A 25,072-nucleotide genomic window follows, 5' to 3' on the forward strand; every position below is an offset into this window, starting at 1 on the left:
ATTCAAGGCTTAAGCCGACGAGTTACACACAGAAACCCAAAAAAAGTTTCTGTGTGTAATACCATTTCTGTGAACGACCTACACCTCGGTTCGAGTAGATGTGGGCTTCCGGTTTAATTGACAAGTATCTGTCAATTAAACCGATGAATATTTACAAGCTTTTGGATAAGTTCCTGCTCTTCAGATGCAGCTTTATAGACACGCTCAATCATATAGCAGGCAGTATTCTTGTTAACTCCCACTTCTTTAGCCAGTTTACGGACACTGATACCTTCTGGCGAATTTAGGATAAGGCGAATTGCTAAAAACCATTTTTCCAAACTGACATGAGTTTTATGAAATAGCGTACCGACGCTAATACTGTATGAAGTATAACAAGTATTACAGTGGTATCTCCGTTCCCCCTTATATGGTGTCGCATTTGTTGATTCGCAATAAGGACACTTAGGCTTTGCACCCCAGCGAATTTGTTCAAGAAGGGTAAGATACTTATCGTTATTGTTTCTCATCTTAAAGCTCAGTGTTTTGAGCTTTAAGATTCGTTAAGATTTCTAGCTAATGGCAAGATGGTCTGATGACAGTCTCTTGCGTATTTGATTTTGCTATATCACCACAGTCTACATTTTAAAAGAGTATTATTTTATACTATAAAAAAGTGATTCAGATACCGTTTATCTCCTTTTAGCATCAAAAGTCAATTTGAAAAAAGTGAACATTTATCTCATATAGCAATCCTATTTGATTTGTGAAAATAGCGCATGCTCAGATTGCCGACTTTTTAAAGAAGTCGGCAATCTTGTTGTTCACGGATGATTTAGGACTGCTATATATTTATTGGTATTAGTTTTTCTTGACTAAATTTCTTAGTTTTTGACTTAAAAATTCTGTTAGTGAATGACTGTCCTAGTTAGCGGTAGTGACTTCTCCCAAAGGAACTATTAATCTGAAATATGAGTTGGTAAATAGGTCAATAATTTTCAAGATTTATTATGAAAATAAAAAAAATGACAATTAATATATTTACTCATATATAGTTTTAAAAACATGACAGTAAAAGATTACTTAACTCAATTTATAGAAACTTTGGAGAGAATTCGTTCAAGATTAATTAGTTTGCAGTCTTCAGAAGTACAACAAACTGTATTGTACTTAGGATTAGCAATAGAAAGCCTCAAAACTTATCAAGCTAGTAATAAACAATTTGAACCAAAACCTCCTCCTCAAACAAATATTTATTCTCAAAAAAAATCAACAATAAAAGAATCATCCGAAGAATTGCAACTAAGCCAGCAATTTAGTTATAACGGTAGAGACGGTTATAGCTGGGTTAAACAACATTATAGAAACGGAAGATTAGTAATAGGTCATTGGAGGAAAAAATCATATAAACGAAAAAAAATATGGTAACTCATTTCTTCAACAACATTTTTTATATTTATCTCATTTTAGTGATTTTATCTATAAGGATATCAACATATAAATGTATGACACTAATCACACTTCTGTCATCAACAAAATCTTCTGATGCAGTATTTTTAAAAAGATTCAGAGCATCAATATAAAGTTTACAAGGAAACTCAATCAAATAGGAGTAAAAGTTATCTATTTCTTTAGCTTGCCAAGTTTTAAATGCCTCTAAAAGCCAATTTAGACAATTATACAAGTTAACTTGATACCGATATTTTGCTTGCTTTTTAGCTTCTGAACTTTTGTAAATTCTTAAATTTTCTACTTTTAAAGTTTTCTTTGCGAGTTTAGATGCTAACTCCCATCTAAAATTTTCATCCTCCAACCATATTTCTGCTCGATTAAGGAATTGAGTTGGTTTTATTACAGATTCTACTACTTCATCTACCGCATTACTCAACTCTACAGAAACTTCCGTAGATATTACAGAATCTCGTTGATTAGCTAAATATTGAATGACTTGCTGCTCTATTTGATGTGGTGAGACGGATGCTGACGACTCAGTAAAAAGTTTTCCGCCTTCGTTATCCTTCCAACGTAGGTAGAGTACTGGGCGATACCATTGATTACTATCAAAACCCATTGCCTCACGAGCATGACTTACTGCGGTAGCCAAAAGATTTCGTTGACCTAAAGAGCGATAAAACTGCTCCGCAAAAGCAGTCGCAGCAGGTACGCTGATAAGATATTGCATCGCCACGACTGCAGGTACTTGCCGACTAATCAAATTTTGAGCAATACCATTAAAATTTGAATCACCAGCCAACGCCATCCCAGATTTGCAAGCGCTAAGTACTACTAAGAATACACCCCGTTGCTTTTCATTACCAAAACTAGTTTGCTGTATTAAATCGCCAAACTTGCTAGCACTGACGTAATCAGCTTGGCCTTCATCATCCTCGAAAACTAAATATCCTTCAGGACTAGTTAGAGAAGAACCGCACCATTTGCACTTTTCTCTTTTGATGCCGGGATTAATTTTTTTACATTTATCAGAAGTACAACGCTTTCCATATATACCATGTCCATCAAAATGGATCGCATGAGGAGCTTTATTATCCCGATTCTCAGTTAAATAAACACGTAATTCATTGAACTTAGCCACCTTAAGTTTTGTGAGAGAAACTAATTTTTTTCGCTTAGCTTTATCAATACCTTTGCGTATTGCTTCTTGTTCATTGCTAGAGAACGGCTTTAGTTTATTTTCTAAATCAAAAGCTACCGACGAGATTAGTAGTACATTAATCTTATCAACAGGTAATAAATTAGGTTGTGTAGTGCGATGAGCAATATACCGCGAAAAAGTAACACGCTCCTGTGCTAAAAATTTTTGACCATTATGCACTAACTCCCAAGGATAACTTGACTTGTTCAATTAGCTCTGCTAGTCCAATGCGGCTTTCTTCTGGCATGACAGTATCCTTTAAAAATTAGCTTGTTTATTAACAAATTTTCCTTTAAGTTGTATAAACAATAGCACAGATTCTGCTTATGCTCCCCGAACTGAAGTTGCGAAGCTTTCACACTCCCGGAGATTTTTAGATGAGAGGCTTGTGCCCGATTTAGCAAAATAGCGGCTATAAATCATTTTATCCCTTGCAAAGCGGATCGGCTGCCCATTTGTAGCAACCTTAAAGTGACTTGGTAAGACATCCTTATACAATCGTTCCCAAGCAAAGCGCCTGGGAACGATCGCACTTTGCTACTTGTGCTCCTATTCTGACTTACCCAGATAAGCCTCCAAAACTTTTGGATGATTTTGAATTTCTTGTGCTGTTCCGTCAGCGAGATTTTGTCCTTCGGCTAGCACCCAAACGCGATCGCACAACGACATGATCACATCCATATTGTGCTCGATGATTAAAAAAGTCATACCACTGTTGTTCCAGCCAGTAATGCGATCGCATATCTCATCAATCAGTCTCGGATTTACCCCAGCGGCTGGTTCATCCAATAAGATTAACTTAGGCTCAGTCATCAGTGCTCTTCCCATTTCCAGCAACTTGCGCTGTCCCCCTGATAACCCTCCAGCGTAATCATATGCTTTGTGTGCCAATCCTACTGACTCTAAGAGGAAAAGTGCTCGTTCTTGGAATTCTTTTTGTTCTTTGGCAATTTTGGGTTGTTGGAATTGGACTTGCCAAAATTTCTCGCCTGTTTGCTTTTGTCCTGCTAGCAGCATATTTTCTAGCACTGACAACCGCGAGAGAGTTCGCGCTACCTGAAAGGTACGTACCATTCCCTTCTGGGCAATTTGGTATGGCTGCAAGTTCTGTATCGGTTCACCATTAAAAGTGACTCGTCCCTTGTCTGGACGGATGAAACTTGAGAGTAAGTTAAATAATGTTGTTTTGCCTGCACCGTTAGGCCCAATCAATCCAGTGATGCTACCACTTGGTACTTGAATTTCGGCGTTTTCTACAGCCTTAAGACCACCAAAGTTTTTACAAAGTCCAGTTGCAGCCAACAGAGGAAATTGGGATGACTCGTTATTTACCAAGGGTGAGTTCCTCCTTTTTCCCTAAGATACCTTGAGGACGCCAAATCATCAGTACCATCAAGATAAGACCGATGATCATGATCCGCAACGCACTTAAACGATCTGAATCAATAGGGAGAATTTTATCCAAGTTGCGCGTACCTTCATAGTACATAAAGTAAAGCACTGCACCCAAGACTGTGCCGAGATTACTACCAGAACCACCTAAAATGACGATAATCCAAGCAGTGAAAGTTTCTATCGGCTCAAAATTATTTGGGTAAATTGCGCTAAGTTGCCATGCGATAAAAGCACCTGCAAGACCTGCGATCGCACCTCCGAGCATCAGTGATTGTAGTTTATACCAAAAGACGTTTTTTCCTAAAGCTTTGGGAATCTCTTCATCTTCGCGGATAGCTTTAAGAACTCGACCCCAAGGCGATCGCACTAAAATTTCCAACCGCCAGAAGACAAAAGCCAATACTATAAGTGATACCAACATCAAACCTGTTGTGGGCTTGTAGTCATACAAGCCCATAACACCAGATATATAAATTGCCACTGTTAACAGTGCTAAAAAAACTCCTATAACTAGGTGTGATATAAATTCTTGCTTACTACCGACTTTCTTGTGTGACTTCGCAGAATTTGACACTCTAGAAACACCAACCCACCGCCATAACTGCCATAAAGTAATCAGCGCAAGTAGCGTCAACAGCCCAATCAACAAAAGTTTGATGAACAGATTAGGGACAAGAGTTGCCAACGGTATAGGATAACTTTGGACACCAAATGCTCCAGCTTTCCACTCATTACCAACAGGCAAATCCTGGTTATTCACCACCAGACGAATCAGTTCGCCAACACCAATAGTCACAATTCCTAGGTAGTCTTCTCGCAAGCGCAAAGTCGAGAAACCAATGAGCAATCCTAATAATGCTGCCATAACTGCACCAATGATTGCTGACAGCACCAAAGGAACTCCTTTTAAGGTTAATAATACAGTGGTGTATGCGCCCAGCGTCATAAAGGCAACATGACCAAAGTTAATCAAACCCGTAAAGCCCCACTGTAAGTTCAGCCCCAAACCAAACAATGCAAAAATTGAAGTAGAAATCGTTAAGAAAATGAGATATTCAGCCATACGTCATGAGTCAGACAATTTTGGATTTTAGATTTTAGATTTTGGATTTATTCCACGGACAGATCCCTTTTTTGGGAATTTTGGATCTTAACTTATGGATTAGTTCCAAAGAATTTATCCGGCAGCTTGTACCATCAAGGAATGATGAGTCATTAATCATTCCTTGACATTATGCATTGATAAATGTATAATTACACATTAATAATTATCTTTATAAAAAATTGTAAAAGTAAGCGTAATAATATTTACAAAAGCCTAAGAGTGTCAAATAAAATACGTTTCATGGCACTACTAAATGGTTAAGCTTGTTACAATCAACATCTTGTACGACATGGCAGACTGGGAGCAACGGCGAACCCTGTTAGTTGATGGACTTCAGGCAGAGCAAGCTGACCTGATTGCTTTACAGGAAGTTAAGCTGCCAGAAAACACAGCTACTTGGCTTGCAAGTGAACTTAATATGCCATACGTGCACCTAATTCCAGACAGTCGTTCAACAGGTATCAACGACATGGGGGTGGGAAATGCGATTCTCAGTCGCCACCCATTTGTGGAAGAAGCAGTTCTGGATTTACAAACTCAGGGACGAGTTGCTCAATATGTGCAAGTTAATTTGGATGGTCAGCCATTGGTGTTTTGCAACGGACATTATTACTGGTATCCGGGTGATCATCTAGAACGTACTAAACAAGTGCAGTTACTCATTGACTGGTTAGGTAAGTTTCCATCGTCCATACCAATCGTCGCAGTGGGTGATTTTAATGGCACACCCCAAACTCCAGCTATCATGCTGATGAAACAACATTTTACATCAGCTTATGCTGAGTACCACGGACAAGAACCAGAATACACCTGTCCTACACCTCTTGCTCGCCGTAGCTGGAAAAAGGCATTGCGCCAACTTGTACGGGACTTAATATCTAATCGCACTTTACGACCCTGGCGCGGTACCTTAGACTACATCTTCATCAATCAACATTTACGGGTACGTTCGTGCAAAGTCATTCTTAACCAGCCTGCACGGGAAAGCCGCACTTTGTACCCTTCCGACCACTTTGGCATTGCTGCTGACTTAGAATTAGTTTAAAAAACTCTGGGTAGGCAAGAATTATCGGGAACAATCACAATGGTGAAATCAGCGCCCAAACTTTTAACTGTTGATGAATTTATTACCTACTACGGCGATCGCGATCGCTATGAGTTAATCGATGGTGAATTAATCGAGATAGAACCTACTGGACCACACGAGCAGGTATCCGCCTTTATTGGACGAAAACTGAATGTAGAAATTGACCGCCAGAATGCAACCTATTTTATTCCCCATCGATGCCTGATTCAATTGTTAGGGACAGATACCGCATTTCGTCCCGATCTCATTGTGTTAGACCAAACTCGACTGATAAATGAGCCGTTGTGGCAAAAAGAACCTGTTATTACATTAGGAAACTCAATTAAACTCATTGCTGAAGTCGTCAGTACAAACTGGCAAAACGACTACGCCCGTAAAGTTGAAGATTACGCCACCTTCGGGGTAGCAGAGTATTGGATTGTCGATTATCTGGGCATTGGTGGTAAAGAATATATTGGTAAACCTAAGCAGCCAACGGTGACAATTTGTACCCTAGTAGAGGATGAGTATCAAAAACAGTTATTTCAAAATAACGACCAACTTGTTTCCTTAACCTTTCCCAACTTGCAACTCACGGCAAAACAAGTCTTTACAGCAGGACAATCTGTTCCCATGTAGTTTATTTGGCAAGTAGCCATGATGAACTGCTTATACCAGCCAGTGAAAATTTTCTCATCTTCTCCTACTCCCTTCTCCCTTGTGCTCATCTGCCTTTGTCTCATGAGAAAATTCTGGTGAGGTCATACTTATGCCAGATGTTTAAGGTCAAGAATTCAGCCAACACTTAAAACTGTATAAGGTAGACAGGGATTGTTAGCACCTTGGCTTAAACTTGTTTTTGAAAATCACTTTACCTGAGATTCCCCTATGGACGCTACGGCACTTTGGCAACGATACCAGAAATGGTTATATTTCCATAAAGGATTGGGACTATACCTAGATGTGAGCCGGATGCGGTTTGACGACGCCTTTGTAGAGAAATTGCAGCCGAAGTTTGAAAAAGCTTTTGCAGATATGGCGGAACTTGAGAAGGGGGCGATCGCCAATCCAGATGAAGACCGCATGGTTGGACACTACTGGCTACGAAATCCTGATTTAGCCCCTACGCCAGAACTCACACAAGAAATCGTAGACAGCATAGAGCAAATCGAAGTATTTGCCGAAAAAGTCCACACCGGTGGAATTCATCCTCCAAAAGCGCCTCGCTTCACTGATCTTATCTCTATTGGTATTGGTGGTTCTGCCTTAGGTCCCCAATTTGTTGCGGAAGCGTTAGCCTCAGACTTCCCCCCGCTGGGAATTCACTTCATTGACAATTCCGATCCAGCAGGAATTGACCGCGTTATAAATCATTTGAGAAACCGTCTTGCCAGCACTTTGGTATTGGTGATTTCCAAGTCTGGCGGAACGCCAGAACCGCGTAATGGCATGATTGAAGTTAAAAAGGCTTACGCTCGACAGAATTTGGACTTTGCTAATTATGCGATCGCCATTACCATGCCAGGTAGTAAGCTGGACGAACAAGCAAAATCCGAAAGCTGGCTCGCAAGATTTCCCATGTTTGACTGGGTGGGAGGACGCACCTCAGAATTATCTGCTGTCGGGTTACTACCAGCGGCGTTGCAAGGCGTTGATATTCTCGCCATGCTAGACGGTGCAAAACAGATGGATGACGCCACCCGCGTAGCTGATATCAAACAAAACCCAGCCGCATTGTTAGCTTTGTCTTGGTATTATGCTGGCAATGGACGAGGCGAAAAAGACATGGTTGTCCTACCCTACAAAGACAGCTTACTTCTTTTCAGTCGGTATTTGCAACAGCTGGTGATGGAATCCTTGGGTAAGGAGAAAGACTTAGAAGGCAACGTCGTTCACCAAGGTATCGCCGTTTATGGCAACAAAGGCTCAACCGACCAACACGCTTATGTTCAGCAGTTGCGTGAGGGTGTGCCAAATTTCTTTGCCACATTCATTGAAGTTTTAGAAGACCGCAACGAACCATCTTCAGAAATTGAACCTGGAGTTACAATAGGCGACTATCTCTCTGGTTTTTTGCAAGGAACCCGACAAGCGCTTTATGAAAACCAGCGCGACTCGATTACTGTGACTATTCCCCAAGTGAATTCCCGGACAGTTGGTGCGCTTATTGCTTTATACGATCGCGCTGTAGGCTTATATGCCAGCTTAGTGAACATCAACGCCTACCACCAACCAGGCGTAGAAGCTGGTAAAAAAGCTGCAGCTGCAATTCTGGACTTGCAAAAACAAGTCGTCAAAGTTTTGCAAACAGAAAAAACAGCCCTCTCCATAGAGGAAATTGCTCAAAAAGCAGGTGCAACAGACAAAATCGAAGCTATTTACAAGATTGTGCGTCATTTATACGCAAATCAGCGCGGAGTCGTGTTGCAAGGAGATCTAGCAGAACCCAGCAGTTTGAAGATTTCTGTTAGCTGATTAAAACAGTGAACAGTTATCAGTAAACAGTGAACAGTGAACAGTGAGTAAGAAACAGTGAAACTGATAACTGATAACTGGTAACTGGTAACTGGTAACTGGTAACTGATGTAGACCCCATATCATACTTTTGCGCCATTTTGTTGCTGAAGTAACAATTTCTTATAAGAGAGCATCTAATATTGAAGGTAAAGCTTCAATTATTACGATGCTCTTTTAGGATACTGATATGAGTAAAACTAAATTCAGGGGAATTGAAATCCGTAGGCTGGAATCTAGTAAGGGAGGGATGGTAGAGTTCTTTACAGCTCAAGCCAGTCATGAAACAATGCTGGTACAAATTCCACCCAACACAATAGATGATTTATTTGTTCACAAAACACATACAGACCAATTGCTAGTTGTTAAAGGACACTTTGTCCTTGCGACATTGCTGGATAAACAATACCAGTATATCCCTTTAAGTGAAGACCATTCTGTAGTCGTGACAATTCCGCCGGGAGTTTTGCACGGGGCGATTAATTTGAGTTCAGAACCGTGTGTTTTGGTGAATGCAGTGCTGCGTCACAAACCACCTCAACCACGGGATTACATTCCCCATAAACGACCATTTCCTTATGACTTAGAAGCAGCCCAAGCGGCGTTAAAGAATTTGGAAATCACAAATCAAGTCAAGAATTATGGGGCGACTCCAGTATAGATTGTTTGAGTTAAGTTGCATTGAGGGTGGGTTAAGTAGTCCACCTTAATTTTTTTTGTTTTTCATACTAACCTTTGGGATAGTAAATTTTAAGAGAAAGGAACCGCCAAGACGCAAAGAACGCCAAGGAAAGAATATAGAGCTAATTTTGAGGAGTTGGTAAGTCGCGTAGGAAGTAAAAGCGATCGCCTTTCCAATCATTACCTTTAATTCTTCCCAAGTAGCCAGTTAAAGGTGAGGAAAGCTCAACAAGAATTTCGTGCATTTCTTGAGGCTGTAATTTATTAAGTGAAGTGGCGCTGAACGCACCATGAAGGGAATCAACACTGGCTCTTTCAAAACCTGTATTTTCTAGATATTTTTTTACAAGCTGCACTAAATGCGATCGCAATTGAATTTGTCTTTTAACTTTTTCAATATATTCATCAATATTGTAGTCAATCTGTCCAGGAGCAAGATATTTTTGTAGTTCAATTAAGTCAACCGAACCAGGATATTTTGCTTGTAGTTCAACTAACTTCTGTAAAGTCATAGCATTGATGATACTGATTTTAGATATTACAGCCGATGCTTGAAGTTGTTTAGTCGGTTTACCAGGACCAATAATCAACCGAACAGTGTTAATATAATTTTCTTTAAGATGTCTTTTGCCAATTCTGTCTAATTCCTCAACTGTACGATCAGGAATACTTTTACCTGCCTTACATTCGCAAACTAAGGAATACGGTTTTGAACAAAATAAATCTAAGCCTCCAGCACCGCCTTTGTAATCAGATTCAACCTTAAATCCTAAAAACTCAAGACTGCGGCGTGCTATATCTTCAAAGTCTGTACCAGCTTGGTAGTTGCTTTTGCCTTTATCTTGTTCTATGCTGCGATAGCCTAACGCTGCTATGCAATTTATCCAAGCTAAATCTGGATCGCTTTGCTGGATAAGTTGCTCAGTAGTCCAGCCTAAAAATGCTTTGATATCTTGATCTAATTGTTTAGCGGCTGGGTTGGTGATGGCAAGGGAGGCTAAAGCACTTTGCAAGTTTTCTAATTCTGGGTGCGGTGGCGGTTGACGTGTTTCTAGTTGGTGTTTGCGGATGCCGAAGGTGCGATCGCTCAACACGGGGTTTGCTTGAGAAACTGTCAGAGGATAAGGTAAAGCAATGAATTGACTGTTTTTCTTGACAGGAACTTCAATTGCTTCAGGCAGGTAATAGACGCGCAGGTAAGCGAGAAAAATGTTTTGCCGTTGCTTGAGTATTTCTTGTAAAGCTTCTTGTGTCCAAATCGTTAGCAAAGATAAAGCAGCTAAAGATTTGGCATCATCCATAGGTTGGCAGACTTCGCATCTCGCCCAGGCTTTAATCAAAGCTGTTTCAGTACTCACCTCAGCAACAGAGGTTTGGGCTATCGGCAAAAAACCTGAGTGATAGTACTGCTCAATTGACAACAGATTTATTGAAGCATCAGCTGGACATAGTGCAAACTGCCGTCCTGGATATATAAACATCTGGAGTATTGCTGCAATCATTTGTCCTCGCAACAAAGCCTCAATGTCTGGTGCAGCCAAGCGCAAAGCGGTATTGATTAAAACATCATTACTCATTATTCTTCAAGCAATCTTGTATACCCACACCTACGATATCCGTGACTTCTGGTAGATTTACCTTGTCTTTTCAAATATCTTCATCAATTGCTTCGTCAGGAATCTGTCCGGATGGATCGCTGAGGATTTCACGAATTAGATAATTGTCCAACGCTATCCGCTTCTGCTCGATGAAATCAATGATTTGCTCTTTGCTTAATTCATAATCTTCACGAGCATTCATGACAGAATTAATTGCTAAAAGTGGCTGAATGTCCTCCTTCTTCAACATCACCCATTCTCCACCCAGCTGAGGAGATAAAAGTTGAGTCAAATACTGTTTAGCTTTAGCAGCATTACGGCTAAATTGCTTAGAACGAACTAAGCAACCACGAGTAAAATCAAATTTTTTGTAGTCGATTAACCGTTTCAATGTTGCCTGGACAAACATTCCCCCTGATTCCTGAAGAACCGCTACCCCAATTTTGACAACCTTGCCGTTTTCTTTTCCACAAATTTTGAAGTCAAAGTATCCTTTGTCTGCACTTTTAACTTTAACTTCTGCGATGTCCTCAATTTGTACCTTTTCTACAATTTGTCCTATGAGGCTTGAGATGCTTAAACGGAGCGCTTCAGCCAGTTTAGTTTTATTCTCCATATAATCTTCTATGCTGTTCTCAAGATCTGCAAGTTCCTTGTTGTAAGCAGCTTCCACCGGGGGTTTAGATGGGGCATTCCAGTTTTCTTTACACCATTGCAGAACTTTTCTTACAATTGGTCTTTCTTTTCCCAGTTCCCTCAGTTTACCTTCATCAAAGGGATAAACTTTATGAGGCGGTGTTAGATCCTTTTCATCATAGAAATCCTTTAACCATTGGGAGACTAAAGCAACAACATCATCGGAATTAAGATATGTCAACTCCAGAAATTTTTCACCTATCCTATCTGTGACTGATTCAGCATAAGGCAAGGCTTTTACCTGATGATTCCAGGTTTCAGGAAACATAGCCGTTAGGAGAACACCACGTTTAATACTGTTATATAAGTCTTTAGCCAAGCCAGCAGCAACTTGTGCTTTAGTGAAGCCTGCATCACTACATTCTGGGACATCTAATTCGTCAAAACAAACTACTATCGGTTTGTAATCACTAATTAAGTCGAGAATTTGACGAATCGTGCTGAAGGAGTCTGCTTCTTTATCTTCGGTACTGGGGTTTGATAAACCCATTGCATCCGCTTTTGACTGCGGTAAGCTTTTTCCAGCAAGCCAGTTTATGGCAAAAAGTTCATAACCCGGCTCAGAGGAAAGTGTCCAAAAAATCGCGGTGATAATGTCAGGGTTTTCGATGTCAGGCTTAATAGCAAGCACTCTATCCCTCATATGCTCAGCTACCTTGGAATTTCGTGTCAATGCTTCACCAAATCTACTAACCATGCTTTTAGGAGTGTAGCTTTGATTAAAAGCTTCATTATGAAGAGCTGTTGCCAATTCCCGCCACTGGCTTACTCCTTTGCTACCAATTTGTTTGAGGCTAATTGCTAAGGTTCGCAAAAATTCAGCTTTAATTCGATTTAAATCTCCACACTCACTCATATAGACAAACAAAGCACTACCATCGCTTTGCAAGCGGTGGCGAATGCGACTAATGAGGTGGCTTTTTCCTAGCCCTTTTTCAGCAGTGATCGTAATGCCAACAACTTGTCGCTGTCGGGTGCGAACTTTTTCAATTGCCTCAAAAACACCGTCTGAAGCATGAGCATTTAAGGCGGAAACGTCAGGAAAACCTTTTGTCCATACATCTTGGCTCCTAACTACTAAAGGTCTGTCAAACGGGTTTTGACTTTTAATGGCGTTGATGAGATCATCATTTGAAGATGGTGAGCTAGACATGAAGTGGTGTGAAGTAAATATTGATCAAGAGGGAGTAGAGAATTAAAAGCAGTTAGACAATAAGCTTCATGAGTTTAAACGCTTGGCATAGCAGCGTAGTCCACTGACTTCAGTAGTGATGGAGTCTTCGAGTTTGGCTGGATCATTATCTGGTAAGCTGCCACCTTGCAGTTGCAAAACATCATTAGCCTGCATTTCCAACAGCCAATCACTGAATTCAGAACGACTAACGCGATCGCCCACTTCCCTCCTGATCCGATAAATCTCGACTAAATCATTCAGGTTATAGTCCCGGTTCAGTTTGTCGTAAACTTCCAACGCGACTTGTTTAAACTCGTCATAAGATTTCATCTCACTCTTCACCCCATTCGCCGATACAGATGCAGCTACCGCACCATTCATCTGACTTATCCACTTCAGCAACGCATTAGCTGCCCAAGTTCCGATAATACTTCCTTCAAACCTAAACTCTGGACTTGTCAAACCCTCACCCAGTACTTCTAAACCCACAGGAGATACCAGAGAGTAGCCTTTTTTGGAGATGGCGATCGCCCCTTGTTTCTCCAATTCCTTAAAGATGCTGTGATAATACGCTACCTTCTTGTCCTTAGTAACAATTCGCTTATTGAGTTCACCTTTCTTCACTTCCTGCTTTGTTCCTCCCAAATCCCACAAAGCCAGAAGAAGACGAGTTTTCAGTTGAGTCTCAATTATATGTAAATTTTCTGACATTACTTTCACGGTTTTTCTCTATAGAATAACTAGTATCATTGTGGCTCAAATATCGGAAATTACGTAAAAAAGCGGTAAAGTTTCCAGTTAGTATTTGAAGATCACCTGAACTGAATGTCTTAAACTTTTCCTTGCACGTAAATGTTTCTAGTCAGGTTTCCACCTGCTGTGATACTCTCTCTAGAAAATACCCGTATAACTCTAATAAATTTCTTTTCAGTCGAGATATATTTTGGTAATCTATATTTCATCCAAAATAAGCTTCGTTAACAGCTTTACTCGTAAACCAGAGTATAAGTCTGGCATTGCCTGCGCCAGAAAAATCTGGAATTTTACGGTGTAGACCATATCCTAACTGATAGTACAGTTGGACTAATTGATTCAACTGACGTTTTGCAGCATTATCAACAAGGCAACCACGCGATAAGGCGGAGGCTGATCGCATGTGCGTATCGCCTAGAACTGAAGTTCTTCGCTTACAGCACAAGTCCATTAAAATGGACTAAAAGCCTTGCTCAGTAAGTATTTAGTCTGATGCTTGAAGACTTTAACTATTAGCCATAGGTTTCTAACTTATGGCGGTTGTTGGCAGGAGTGCAAAATATGAGTTCAACCAACTCGGTGACTTTGTCCATTGTTAACATTCCATCACAAAACACTTGTTAAGGGAGAGTTAACTTTTCTTAGTTTGGTAGCTTTAACTATAACCTGACCAGTTTTTCAGTCGGGAGTCTCCAGTCCCCCACTTTATAGAAGTGGTCGGTACAAAATGGAGTTTAAATCCCCATCCTGTGATAACCCTTCGGGTTCGCCAATCGCCTACGGAGGGAGACCCTCCTGCAGCGCTGGCTCACTGATAACTGATAACTGATCACTGTTTTAACCGTTTCCAACCTCGCACAACTTTATTATTCGTTGTTGAATGTATGAAGTCTTATCTAGCCGCCGCGATTCAAATGACCAGTGTGTCCAATTTACAAAAAAACTTGGCACAGGCAGAGGAATTGATTGATTTAGCCGTGCGTCAAGGTGCTGAATTAATTGGTTTGCCAGAAAACTTTGCCTTTATGGGTGAGGAAAATGAAAAAATGGCTCAAGCTAGTGCGATCGCCCAAGAAACAGAAAAATTTCTCAAAACAATGGCGCAGCGTTTTCAAATCACCATTTTGGGCGGCGGCTTTCCTGTTCCTGTAGATGACACCAGTACTAGAGTCTACAACACAGCCTTGCTTCTTGAGCCTAATGGTCAAGAAGTTGCACGTTACCAAAAGGTACACCTGTTTGATGTCAACGTCCCAGATGGCAATACTTATCGAGAATCCACAACAGTTATGGCAGGTAAGGAATTACCAGCTGTCCACTACTCGCGAGAACTTGGCAATATAGCACTTTCGGTTTGCTACGATGTTCGCTTTCCTGAACTTTACCGATACATGGCTCACAAGGGTGCAGATATCATCTTTGTGCCTGCTGCCTTTACTGCCTTTACTGGAAAAGACCATTGGCAAGTCCTTCTGCAAGCACGTGCTATTGAAAATACTTCCTATGTAATAGCTCCAGCACAAACTGGCATCAACTACGCCCGTCGTCAAACACACGGACACGCGATGATTATAGATCCTTGGGGAGTGATATTAGCAGATGCTGGTGAGCAGCCAGGAGTGGCGATCGCCGAAATCAACCCAGCCAGACTAGAACAAGTTCGTCGGCAAATGCCTAGCCTACAACACCGTGTCTTTGTGTAATTTCACTTTTCGCTTCGCTAAAATTTTTCCCTCTCCTTTATAAGGAGAGGGATGCCCGACAGGGCAGGGTGAGGTTCCGAGTTTTGAGTCATTCGATGATTTGTGTGTACACCGTAGCCTTTATCTGGGGGAAGGTGCCGTTTGCCGTTCGGCGATCACCGTGGCGTTAGCCATAGGCATAGGCGCATAGGGATAAACCAGGAACTTCACTGGCATCAAAATCAGTCTAACCAACAGAAAAGTTTCGATATTGACTGAGCGTAAAGCTTAATCAGTCCTTATATTTTTATTAATATTTCTTTATATTTTCATCTCTTATCTTTATAACGAATAGGGAATAAAGTGTAAGCGTTACTCGAACCGACGCCAACGCAGCCCTTACAGAACCCAGGTATTCTAAAAATTAAGTATGAAGCTGATTCCTAATAATCCTATTCTGAATTACATATTTTTGAATTTCCGTTCCCGAAGCATATTTCATACCCTTCTTTGTGGATTACTTGCAGTCTCAATCTTTTTACCGCAACTGGCTGTTGCTCGTCGTCGTCCTATTTCAAAACCTGCTGAACCTGAGAATGCTCCAACAACAACTGAAGCTTGTAGTAACAATAACAATAACGATATCAGCCTAAATAACCAAGTTTCTCGTGCAGCGAGCAATTTTGTTTTGGCATCTACTTGGGTGACTAAGCCTAATTGGGGACTAGAAAATATTGTGGAAGCTGTTGGTCCCTATGTCTATGCCTTCCTCAATCGTACTTCCTGGCCCAACATTAACCAAGCGGCGAAGGAGGCAAGAGTGCCCATTCTCATGTATCACGACATCTTACCAGAAAAACAAGTCTTTTTTGATGTCACCCCAGAAGAATTAGAACAACATTTCCAAACCCTGAAAGACAATGGCATGACTCCCATTAGTCTTGACCAGCTGATGACGCATTTGCAAACGGGAATGCCACTCCCAGAAAAGCCTGTTGTCTTAACGTTTGATGATGGTTACGGGGGACATTATCAGTATGTCTATCCATTGCTCAAAAAATACGGTTACCCCGCTGTATTTTCTATTTACACCAATGGTGTCGGCAACAACACCGGTCGAACTCATGTCAGCTGGGAACAACTCAAGGAGATGGCGGCTAATCCTTTGGTAACCATCGCATCTCATAGCGTTAGTCACCCACCAGATTTAACAGTTTTCCCACCGAAACAAATCCAAATAGAAGTTGTTGAGTCTAAAGCAATTTTAGAGGCAAAGTTAGGAATTCCTATTCGCTACTTCACCTATCCTGCTGGAAAATATAACGAGCAAGTTGCAAGTTCGGTGCAAGCAGCCGGATATGACCTAGCACTGACGATGAGTGATGTGGATGAACGCTTTGCTGGTGCATCAGACAGTTTATTGGCTGTTTCCCGCTTTGGTCAATCCAAGCTACAAGACGTGATCAAGCAAGCTTGGGGAGGTGCCAAATTACCAAGCTGGAAAACAGGCTTTGACTTTGCAAGCCCAGTTCAAAAAACTGACATGACGATCAATAAAATTCCTCTGATTCTAGTTTCGGGTGGTAAACCGATAACTATTCATGCTGATAGTCGTTATACGGTCAAAGAGATTTTAGCTAGAAGTAATACAAATGCTGTTGCTGCTGTAGACGGGGGTTTCTTCTCCCTAAAATTATTAAATTCCAATGTAATGATTGGACCAGTATACAGCCAGGTGACAAAACAATTCATTCCTGGTAGCGCTTGGGACATCCAGAAAATTGCTGCACGTCCTCTGGTATTGATTAGTCCTCATGAAGTGCGCTTCATTCCCTTCGATCCACTCAAGCACAACACTTTAGAGGGAATACAAGCTGAAATGCCCGAGGTGACTGATGCTTTTGTGGCGGCGGCTTGGTTAGTCAAAGATGGTCAACCTCGTGAACCAAGCAGCTTTAACGGGTTGTATGGTTTTGACATAGCACGTTATCGGGCTTTTTGGGGCATTAACCAAAAGAAACAAGCTACCGTCGGCGTTTCTCTAGAATCTGTTGACTCTATATCTTTGGGAAAGGCGCTGGTTAAGGCTGGGTTACAAGATGCCGTAATGGTTGATTCCGGTCAAAGTACTTCTTTGGTTTATCAAGGAGAATCTCTTGTACGTTACCAACCTCGTCCTGTCCCTCATGCAGTTGCACTCTTAGGATCTCCATCCACGACGAATACCCCATCCTGTGTTTTGGTGGAAAATAAAACAAAACACCGGAGAAGCTGAATACGAAATTTAAGGTTTTTGGCTCTAACTGAACTGTATTGAACTCAAATGACTCGCACCAAGAGAAATTTGCAACCAGGATTTTCCTACCACGTCACAACTCGCTGCGCTCAAAGTCAAAAGTCAAAAGTGAACCCGTCCACCGCACTGGCTCACTTTTGACTTTTGACTTCCCCAAAGGGGCGGCTGCTGGCTGGTCATAAAATAAGTCGGAATAAGGCTAAGCACAAATGCTCACCAGGTCAGTTGGCACTTTGGGAGCAGTTCCAGGTATTGGAGTGCCCGCAAGTGGCTCAAGTGGTAAAGAAGTTTGTCCATGCGAATAAAGCCTTTGACGGAAGTTGCACGAGTGAGATATGATGTCACGATTAAATAACCCTTAATCTAACACGACCTAACCTACTGACCGACCGTCTAAATCAATACCAATCCCTCCATACGACCTAGCCTTCGTCCCGTCTGGGTCATACTGCAGAGTAAATGACGCATAACCAGAAAATCCTCCCACGATGGCAAGCAACTCGATTTGCGTCAACTCTTCGATCTCCCCTCTTGCGGCGTCGTCGGAGATTTTTTGTGATTGTGTTGCTGTTTGTGTTTTCATTTTTACCTTGAGTTTCGTAAGATGCAAAGAGATAGTACGAAATAAATCCGAATCCGCGCTTCTACCTTTGGTAAGATAATGAATAGAATACTACGTACGTGATAATAGTTCTCGTTACTAAGATAGTTCTTGTTACTTCCGCGCTGTGTATAGGGACACAGCATTGCTGTGTCCCTATTTATTTGTTCTCAAACTTAGACAGCAGCAGTTTTCTTAATCACAGCGTTGAGTTCGCCCTTAGCATACCTAGCAGCAAAGTCTTCGAGTGAAATCTGCTTGATCTTGCTACCATTACCAGCAGTACCAAATTGCTGATAGCGATCAATACAAACCTTCTGCATGTATTTAATAGAAGGCTTGAGGAAGTGACGGGGGTCAAATTCTTTGGGATTTGCAGCCAAAGCTTCACGCACAGCAGCGGTAATAGCCAAACGATTATCGGTGTCAATATTTACCTTACGCACACCGCTCTTGATACCTTTTTGGATTTCTTCTACTGGTACACCGTAGGTTTCAGGAATTTTTCCGCCATACTGGTTAATCAGGGCGAGCAAATCTTCGGGTACAGAGGAGGAACCGTGCATCACCAAGTGAGTGTTAGGCAAACGACGGTTAATTTCTTCAATGCGGCTGATTGCCAAGATTTCCCCAGTTGGTTTGCGGGTAAACTTGTAAGCACCGTGGCTGGTACCGATCGCAACAGCCAAAGCATCTACTTGAGTTTGCTCCACAAAGTCCACTGCTTGGTCTGGATCAGTCAGCAGTTGGTCGTGGGAAAGAACGCCTTCCGCACCGTGACCATCTTCTGCTTCACCCATACCAGTTTCCAGAGAACCCAAGCAACCTAGTTCACCTTCAACGCTGACACCCAGCGCGTGAGCCACTTTCACCACTTCACGGGTCGTGTTAACGTTGTACTCGTAGCTAGCAGGGGTTTTGGCATCGGCTTCGAGTGAACCATCCATCATCACGCTGGTAAAGCCGTTTTTAATTGCTGAATAGCAGGTAGCAGGTTCATTACCATGATCTTGGTGCATGGTAATGGGAATATTGGGGTAGGTTTCTACCGCTGCCAAAATTAGGTGACGCAGGAAGTTTTCACCAGCATACTTACGAGCGCCACGAGAGGCTTGTAAAATCACAGGGCTATCTGTTTCCTGGGCAGCCTGAACAATAGCTTGAATCTGCTCCAAGTTATTAACGTTGAAAGCAGGGATGCCGTAACCGTTTTCTGCTGCGTGATCCAACAGCAGCCGCAAAGGTACGAGCGCCATAAGTAGTCCTCCTAATATGGTTGTCGGCTAGTCAATCTGAGACAAGCGTAATGGGTACGCTATTCTTAATATTATTTTAAGCTTATAGGAAATTATAACTACTCTTGTGTCCTTTCTGTCGAAAAACTTTAAGCAAAGTAGGGTGGACACTACCAACCCTACTCTATCATTCCAATCTGTTAGTTTTGTACCTTGAGTTACGAAGCAAAATATAGCTGCTGATTACTTAATACTTCGTACTCTAAACTTTATCTATGGGTCGCCCGGGATTCGAACCCGGAACTAATCGGTTAAAAGCCGAGTACTCTACCGTTGAGTTAGCGACCCGTTATTTGTATTTGCAAAACCTAACCAATCATAGCATAACTTTAGAAAGATTTGTAAAGGGGTTTAGAAAAAATTTGCCGTCAAGCGTATAGTTGCTGCATGGGTAGCTTCTGGTTCTAACACACTCAGGCGTTCACCAGTGTTGATAGCATTACGAGCAGCGCTCCAAGGTTCCAAGCAGTAATAGTCTTTGCCTTTAACCGTCCAAAAGACGAGGGTAGAATATGTATCATCGTATTCCAGCGTTAATTTCAGCTTGCGAGCATAATCTGTAACTGTAGCTGATTTAGCGCTTAGTTGTTTAAAAGCGACATCAATTTCATCGCGGTTATAGTCAAAATCACCGTTAAATGAGTGAAATTCTTTGGTGATTTGGTCTTGGTACTCTCGCGAGGGTATTTCAACCTTGAGTTGATTTTTATCCACTGTTAAAAAGTAAGGATGGAAGCCTGCAGAAAAAGGCATTTGTTCAGTGGAAAGATTAGTGTATTTTTGTTTGATTTCTAATGTATTGCCCTGTATTTGATAAGTAAAAGCCACTTTAAAGTCAAAAGGATAAACTGCGCGTGTTTGCTCGTTACTGCTTAAGACCAAAGTCAAGCTGGCTGTTTCTGAAGTTACGTAATCATCTGTAAATTTCCAAGGCAAATCACGAGCAAAGCCGTGTTGTTTGAGGGTGTACTGCTTGTTGTTAAGAGTATAAGTGTTATTAGGTAAGTTGCCGCAGATAGGAAACAAAATTGGAATTCCACCTCTAACACTCAACTCAGGATTAGCAAAACGTTCCTGATCCAGATAAAGAATTTCTTGACCTTGTACGCGCCAGCTCGTGATAATACCACCTCTTTCTGGTACAACCTCAAGCTGGGACTGATTTGTTTGAATGTGGAGTTTACTCATTAGTATTAATATGATTGGAGTCCGTTTGCAAACACGTTTTGAGTCTGAAGTATTCAAGTGGTGAGTATTTTCTTTCTACTTGAATACTCCAGACTGGTGCACTTTTTATTCGTCTTCGGCAAACACAAAGCGATACAACTCGCTGGCGTTGGGTTCGGGGCTACTTTCGGCGAATTTCACTGCTTCGTCGATTTCTTGCTGGATTTTTCGGTCAATTGCCTTAAGTTCTTCACTAGAAGCCAAGTTTTGCTCAACCAGATAAGCAGCAAGTTTCTTAATTGGATCACGAGCAAACCAAAACTCTTTCTCAGCCTTGGTTCGTAATTCATCTGGATCAGCCAGAGAGTGACCCCGGAAACGGTAAGTGAGTGCTTCAATTAGGGTAGGACCTTCCCCAGCACGCGCACGGGCTACAGCTTCCTGGGCGACTGCTCGCACCGCCAAGATATCCATACCGTCTACTTCCACACCTGCCATGTTAAAGACACTGGCTTTTCGATAAATCTCTGGTTGGGAAGTCGCCCGTTCGTGAGCCATGCCGATCGCCCACTTGTTGTTTTCTACTACAAAGATAATCGGTAGTTTCCACAGCGCTGCCATATTCAACGTCTCGAAAAACTGACCGTTATTTGCAGCACCATCACCAAAAAAACAAGCGCTCACTTGGTCTGCTTTTGGATCGCCTAACACTTCGCGGCGGTATTTCGCTTGAAAAGCCGCACCAGCAGCAACGGGAATACCCTCAGCCACAAAAGCATAACCACCTAGCATGCGATGTTCGCTAGAGAACATATGCATTGAGCCACCACGCCCCTTGCTACACCCTGTGGCTTTACCAAATAACTCTGCCATCACCTCTTTTGCAGGAACTCCTGCGCTCAGAGCATGAACGTGGTCGCGATAAGTGCTGGATACGAAATCTTCACCTGGTCGCATCGCTCCCTTAATCACACCGCTAGATACAGCTTCCTGACCGTTGTATAAATGGACAAAACCAAACATTTTGCCCCTGTAGTACATTTCGGCACACTTGTCTTCAAAGGTGCGCCCTAGTACCATGTCCTCGTACAACAGCAATCCTTCTTCTTTGGTTATTTGTACGTTAGCCGCATCAAATTTGGGTAATGTGCGTTCTTGAACCATCTCTTTCTAAGTATTCCTGTTGTAAAACTTAAAGTTACGATTTGAGATCAGTTGCGCTCATGCAGCGTAAGCTTTTAAAAAGATAGCGTTTAAAGCAGTCAATAATCAAATTCACCTCAACTGCTGTCGTTCATTTTGTGCCACAGCAATCGGTAGTATGCCAACCTTGGTTTATAGATTACCTACCAAAATAACAAGTTTTCTGCATATTTATTAACAATTTCGGCTTTATTTCCCGAAATTAAGTATTTTTATGTAGATTATTGTACTCAAAGAAGAATTTGTGATAAACTGTAAGTCGCTGTATACTAGCAAACCTTAAAAGTGGTGCTTTTCTCATCATATGGTGGGAATGGTTCCTCTGAATCAATTGCAGGGAACATCAAGCCATACCTATTCCATAAACAGAAGGAAAAAATATTCCTGCAAAGAAACGATCATGTATGCTGTTATCCAAAATACTATAGTCAATTCTTTGTTTGTCAAAAAGGCTGGAATTTAGAAAAGCTAAAAAGAATACAAATCTTCTTAAAAAGATTGGATACTTATCATAATCGACAAAACACTACTACCATAACAAGATTATACCATTGTGATGTGAAAACACGCTCTAAGTTGTAACAAAACATACTTGTAGTCTGAAATTAATAAGTTATTGTTATGGCAGTTTTTTACAAGCCTGGAATGCTTTAGAAAAATTATGTTGATCGTGCTGCAGGGGAAATGAGCCGTGCGAATTCCGCTAGATTACTACAGAATTTTAGGGACACCAATGGCGGCAAGTGAGGAACAGTTGCGGCAGGCATATGGCGATCGCGTTGTGCAATTGCCACGCCGTGAGTATTCCCAAGCAGCAATTACTTCTCGAAAAAACTTAATAGAAAAAGCTTACATTGTTCTGTCTAATCCAAAACAGCGTAAAACATACGACCAGCTTTATCTTGCTCATGCTTATGGTTCTGACAGCACTGAAGGTGGGGGAGTCGCTGTTGAAAGTCGCCACCAAGGTCATATTGGTGAGCTTGATTCTCAAGCCCTTAGTATCGATATTTCCCAAGATGAATTCGTTGGTGCTTTATTGATTTTGCAGGAACTTGGGGAATATGAACTTGTTCTAAAACTGGGTCGTCCACACCTAGTAAATAGAAATGGTATAAGCAGTATTCAAAGCGATAGAGAGAATATAGAGGAAGTTCCTTTTTCTAGTGAACGTCCAGACGTTGTACTTACGGTTTCTCTGGCTTGTTTAGAACTCGGTCGCGAGGCATGGCAGCAAGCTCACTACGAAAATGCCGCGATTTCTTTAGAAACTGGAGAGGAATTTCTCGCACATGAAGCGTTATTCCCCAGCGTTCGCTCTGAAATTCAGTTTGACTTATATAGATTGCGACCCTATCGTATCTTAGAATTACTGGCGCTACCTGAAGAACAGACCACCGAACGAAAACAAGGGTTGCAATTATTGCATGATATTTTAGATGAGCGTGGTGGCATAGATGGTACAGGAAACGACAAATCTGGTCTGAGTACAGATGATTTTCTGAGATTTATTCAGCAACTGCGTAACTACCTGACAGTTACTGAGCAGCACCAACTATTTGAAGTAGAAAGCAAGCGCCCCTCAGCAGTCGCCACCTATTTAGCAGTCTATGCTTTGATCGCACGGGGGTTCGCTCAACGCCAACCCGCATTAATTCGTCAAGCCAAGCAAATGCTGCTTCGCCTGGGTAGACGTCAAGATGTCCATCTAGAACAGTCGCTGTGTGCGCTTCTGTTGGGGCAAACAGAAGAAGCAAGTCGTGCATTAGAACTCTCCCAGGAGTACGAGGCTCTAGCTTTTATTCGGGAAAGTTCTCAAGACTCTCCAGACCTCTTACCAGGACTGTGTTTATACGAGGAACGCTGGTTGGAAAATGAAGTGTTTCCAAACTTTCGAGATTTGATAGATAGGCCCGCTTCCCTGAAAGATTATTTTGCTAATCAACAGGTGCAAGCTTATTTAGAAGCTTTGTCCACAGAAGCAGAACCCACAGATTTAGCAACTGGAATCAACAGACAGTCTTTGCAAACACACCAAATCACTCGTGAGACTCGCCGCAATAATTCCCCAAATAATTCCAAAGTGGTTGAGGGGAAATTTGCAACTCAAAATACTCCCAATTCAGAAACACCAGCCACATCGACCTTTTCCTCTTCCTCACCCAGTTATACAACATCGTCTTCTTCATTAAATACTTGGAGTTCACAACCCGAAACACCTGTAGCACCTGTAGCACCAGTTCACAGCATAGACGCCACTCCCAGAGGAACTTACCACAACTCGAATCGGCGATCCAAACATCCCACCGCACCTCCTCAAAAACAAACCCAAAGGAAGCATAAACGCACTGTATCTGCTAGCGAAGGACGTGGATCTGCTTATCCTCAACGAATTTTTGCCCGTATTTCTCCACCACAAATGCGGTTGGTGCGGATTGTGTTTGTTTCGTCGGTGAGTCTATTGGTGCTGTGGTTTTTGATAACAGGAACTTTCGGATTGTTGAAAAATTTGTTTTTCCCTGGACCTTCGTTGAAAGGAGAACAGGTATCAGTTGAGCTAAATCAGCTCCTAGTCCCAATTCCTGACCAAAACAGTAAACCACAATTACCACCAGGAAAACTCACTGAAGCGACAGCAGAAGAAATGATTCAGGCTTGGCTAGATACTAAAGCTGCAGCTTTTGGACCTAACCACGAGATTGATGGTTTGAAGTATATTTTAATGGGTTCAACCTTGACAAAATGGCAGCGATGGGCGCAACAGGAAAAAACTGATAACCAGTATCGAAAATACGAACATAGCGTGAAGGTAGAATCTTTAGAGGCAAATGCCGCTGACCAGTATCATGCTGCGATAGAAGCTTCGGTGAGTGAAGCTACACAGTATTATACGAATGGTCAGATGAAAAAATCTGATAAAGAAAAATTACGAGTTAGGTATCAACTGGTTCGCGTAGAGGGTTCATGGCGCATCCAGGATATGTCAGTTCTCAACAAAATAGGTATGATTTTTTAGATCGTAATTTTTACTGGTTCTGGATAGCACTAGAGATTTTTGGTTGCCAGCAATAAGCTTTTGTTATCCTTTTACGAAAATCTTCATACATTTCACTCAACGACTGCTGTGAATTTTAGTCTTTGGTGAATTCCAATGTTAGTTAAGTAGCTCAACCTAATTAAATGTAAAACGCTCGACTTGGTACTGACCTTGTAT

At 41.7% G+C, this 25,072-nt stretch carries 20 protein-coding genes and 1 tRNA gene; 8 read left to right on the top strand and 13 right to left on the bottom strand.

Translation table 11 applies throughout. The features are described from left to right. Positions 1-131: 131 nt before the first annotated feature. A complete protein-coding gene (locus tag AC5JM2_RS17995; RefSeq protein WP_495836215.1) occupies positions 132-509 on the bottom strand; it encodes a transposase in 378 nt (125 codons plus the stop codon). Positions 510-1,044: 535 nt separating this feature from the next. On the opposite strand from AC5JM2_RS17995, the gene AC5JM2_RS18000 reads away from it, so the two are divergent. Next, entirely contained in the window at positions 1,045-1,407 is a 363-nt protein-coding gene (locus AC5JM2_RS18000; protein ID WP_495836216.1) for a hypothetical protein, read from the top strand. A gap of 28 nt (positions 1,408-1,435) precedes the next feature. Here the strand turns inward: AC5JM2_RS18000 and AC5JM2_RS18005 are convergent, their stop codons facing one another. The 3 genes from AC5JM2_RS18005 to AC5JM2_RS18015 all read right to left on the bottom strand — a co-directional run bounded on the left by AC5JM2_RS18005 (position 1,436) and on the right by AC5JM2_RS18015 (position 5,090). Next, positions 1,436-2,842 (bottom strand): CHAT domain-containing protein, encoded by a 1,407-nt coding sequence (locus tag AC5JM2_RS18005; protein ID WP_495836217.1) that lies wholly within the window; start codon positions 2,840-2,842, stop codon positions 1,436-1,438. A 339-nt stretch (positions 2,843-3,181) separates the two neighbouring features. Continuing rightward, entirely contained in the window at positions 3,182-3,967 is a 786-nt protein-coding gene (locus tag AC5JM2_RS18010; protein ID WP_495836218.1) for an ABC transporter ATP-binding protein, read from the bottom strand. After that, the gene (locus tag AC5JM2_RS18015; protein ID WP_495836219.1) at positions 3,957-5,090 is read right to left on the bottom strand and encodes a branched-chain amino acid ABC transporter permease; all 1,134 of its coding nucleotides are present in this window, start codon (positions 5,088-5,090) and stop codon (positions 3,957-3,959) included. The genes AC5JM2_RS18010 and AC5JM2_RS18015 overlap by 11 nt, the downstream gene beginning before the upstream one ends. Positions 5,091-5,385: 295 nt before the next feature. Between AC5JM2_RS18015 and AC5JM2_RS18020 the strand changes: the two genes are divergently transcribed. The 4 genes from AC5JM2_RS18020 to AC5JM2_RS18035 all read left to right on the top strand — a co-directional run bounded on the left by AC5JM2_RS18020 (position 5,386) and on the right by AC5JM2_RS18035 (position 9,373). Next, positions 5,386-6,177 (top strand): endonuclease/exonuclease/phosphatase family protein, encoded by a 792-nt coding sequence (locus AC5JM2_RS18020; RefSeq protein WP_495836220.1) that lies wholly within the window; start codon positions 5,386-5,388, stop codon positions 6,175-6,177. Positions 6,178-6,216: 39 nt separating this feature from the next. After that, positions 6,217-6,837 carry a Uma2 family endonuclease gene (locus AC5JM2_RS18025; RefSeq protein WP_495836221.1) on the top strand — a complete coding sequence of 207 codons (621 nt, stop codon included), beginning with the start codon at positions 6,217-6,219 and terminating at the stop codon, positions 6,835-6,837. Positions 6,838-7,086: 249 nt separating this feature from the next. After that, positions 7,087-8,673, top strand: coding sequence for a glucose-6-phosphate isomerase (locus AC5JM2_RS18030; protein WP_495836222.1), 1,587 nt, complete (start codon positions 7,087-7,089; stop codon positions 8,671-8,673). 229 nt (positions 8,674-8,902) lie between these two features. Next, positions 8,903-9,373: a cupin domain-containing protein gene (locus AC5JM2_RS18035; RefSeq protein WP_495836223.1), complete on the top strand. Its 471-nt coding sequence runs from the start codon at positions 8,903-8,905 to the stop codon at positions 9,371-9,373. A gap of 142 nt (positions 9,374-9,515) precedes the next feature. Here AC5JM2_RS18035 and AC5JM2_RS18040 read toward each other — a convergent pair whose 3' ends face one another. The 4 genes from AC5JM2_RS18040 to AC5JM2_RS18055 all read right to left on the bottom strand — a co-directional run bounded on the left by AC5JM2_RS18040 (position 9,516) and on the right by AC5JM2_RS18055 (position 14,017). Further along, positions 9,516-10,970 carry a DUF1802 family protein gene (locus AC5JM2_RS18040; protein ID WP_495836224.1) on the bottom strand — a complete coding sequence of 485 codons (1,455 nt, stop codon included), beginning with the start codon at positions 10,968-10,970 and terminating at the stop codon, positions 9,516-9,518. A 70-nt stretch (positions 10,971-11,040) separates the two neighbouring features. Further along, positions 11,041-12,840, bottom strand: coding sequence for a hypothetical protein (locus AC5JM2_RS18045; RefSeq protein ID WP_495836225.1), 1,800 nt, complete (start codon positions 12,838-12,840; stop codon positions 11,041-11,043). 66 nt (positions 12,841-12,906) lie between these two features. After that, complete coding sequence (locus tag AC5JM2_RS18050) at positions 12,907-13,572, bottom strand: hypothetical protein (protein ID WP_495836242.1); 666 nt, start codon at positions 13,570-13,572, stop codon at positions 12,907-12,909. Positions 13,573-13,819: 247 nt separating this feature from the next. Beyond that, positions 13,820-14,017, bottom strand: coding sequence for a hypothetical protein (locus tag AC5JM2_RS18055; RefSeq protein ID WP_495836226.1), 198 nt, complete (start codon positions 14,015-14,017; stop codon positions 13,820-13,822). A gap of 481 nt (positions 14,018-14,498) precedes the next feature. Here AC5JM2_RS18055 and AC5JM2_RS18060 point away from each other — a divergent pair, with 481 nt between their 5' ends. After that, positions 14,499-15,317 carry a carbon-nitrogen hydrolase family protein gene (locus tag AC5JM2_RS18060; RefSeq protein ID WP_495836227.1) on the top strand — a complete coding sequence of 273 codons (819 nt, stop codon included), beginning with the start codon at positions 14,499-14,501 and terminating at the stop codon, positions 15,315-15,317. 409 nt (positions 15,318-15,726) lie between these two features. Then, a complete protein-coding gene (locus tag AC5JM2_RS18065; RefSeq protein WP_495836228.1) occupies positions 15,727-17,571 on the top strand; it encodes a polysaccharide deacetylase family protein in 1,845 nt (614 codons plus the stop codon). 394 nt (positions 17,572-17,965) lie between these two features. Here the strand turns inward: AC5JM2_RS18065 and AC5JM2_RS18070 are convergent, their stop codons facing one another. From AC5JM2_RS18070 to pdhA, 5 genes are all read right to left on the bottom strand, one after another. Next, complete coding sequence (locus tag AC5JM2_RS18070; protein ID WP_495836229.1) at positions 17,966-18,175, bottom strand: hypothetical protein; 210 nt, start codon at positions 18,173-18,175, stop codon at positions 17,966-17,968. 194 nt (positions 18,176-18,369) lie between these two features. Next, positions 18,370-19,449 (bottom strand): class II fructose-bisphosphate aldolase, encoded by a 1,080-nt coding sequence (fba, locus tag AC5JM2_RS18075; protein WP_495836230.1) that lies wholly within the window; start codon positions 19,447-19,449, stop codon positions 18,370-18,372. 255 nt (positions 19,450-19,704) lie between these two features. Further along, positions 19,705-19,776: transfer RNA gene (locus AC5JM2_RS18080), tRNA-Lys, on the bottom strand. Positions 19,777-19,839: 63 nt separating this feature from the next. After that, complete coding sequence (locus AC5JM2_RS18085; RefSeq protein WP_495836231.1) at positions 19,840-20,676, bottom strand: aldose epimerase family protein; 837 nt, start codon at positions 20,674-20,676, stop codon at positions 19,840-19,842. Positions 20,677-20,781: 105 nt separating this feature from the next. Continuing rightward, positions 20,782-21,819 carry a pyruvate dehydrogenase (acetyl-transferring) E1 component subunit alpha gene (gene pdhA / locus AC5JM2_RS18090; RefSeq protein ID WP_495836232.1) on the bottom strand — a complete coding sequence of 346 codons (1,038 nt, stop codon included), beginning with the start codon at positions 21,817-21,819 and terminating at the stop codon, positions 20,782-20,784. Between the two features lie 730 nt (positions 21,820-22,549). Between pdhA and AC5JM2_RS18095 the strand changes: the two genes are divergently transcribed. Then, the gene (locus AC5JM2_RS18095) at positions 22,550-24,874 is read left to right on the top strand and encodes an IMS domain-containing protein (RefSeq protein ID WP_495836233.1); all 2,325 of its coding nucleotides are present in this window, start codon (positions 22,550-22,552) and stop codon (positions 24,872-24,874) included. Positions 24,875-25,072 lie beyond the last annotated feature (198 nt).

The sequence above is a fragment of the Brasilonema angustatum genome, from assembly GCF_059505445.1.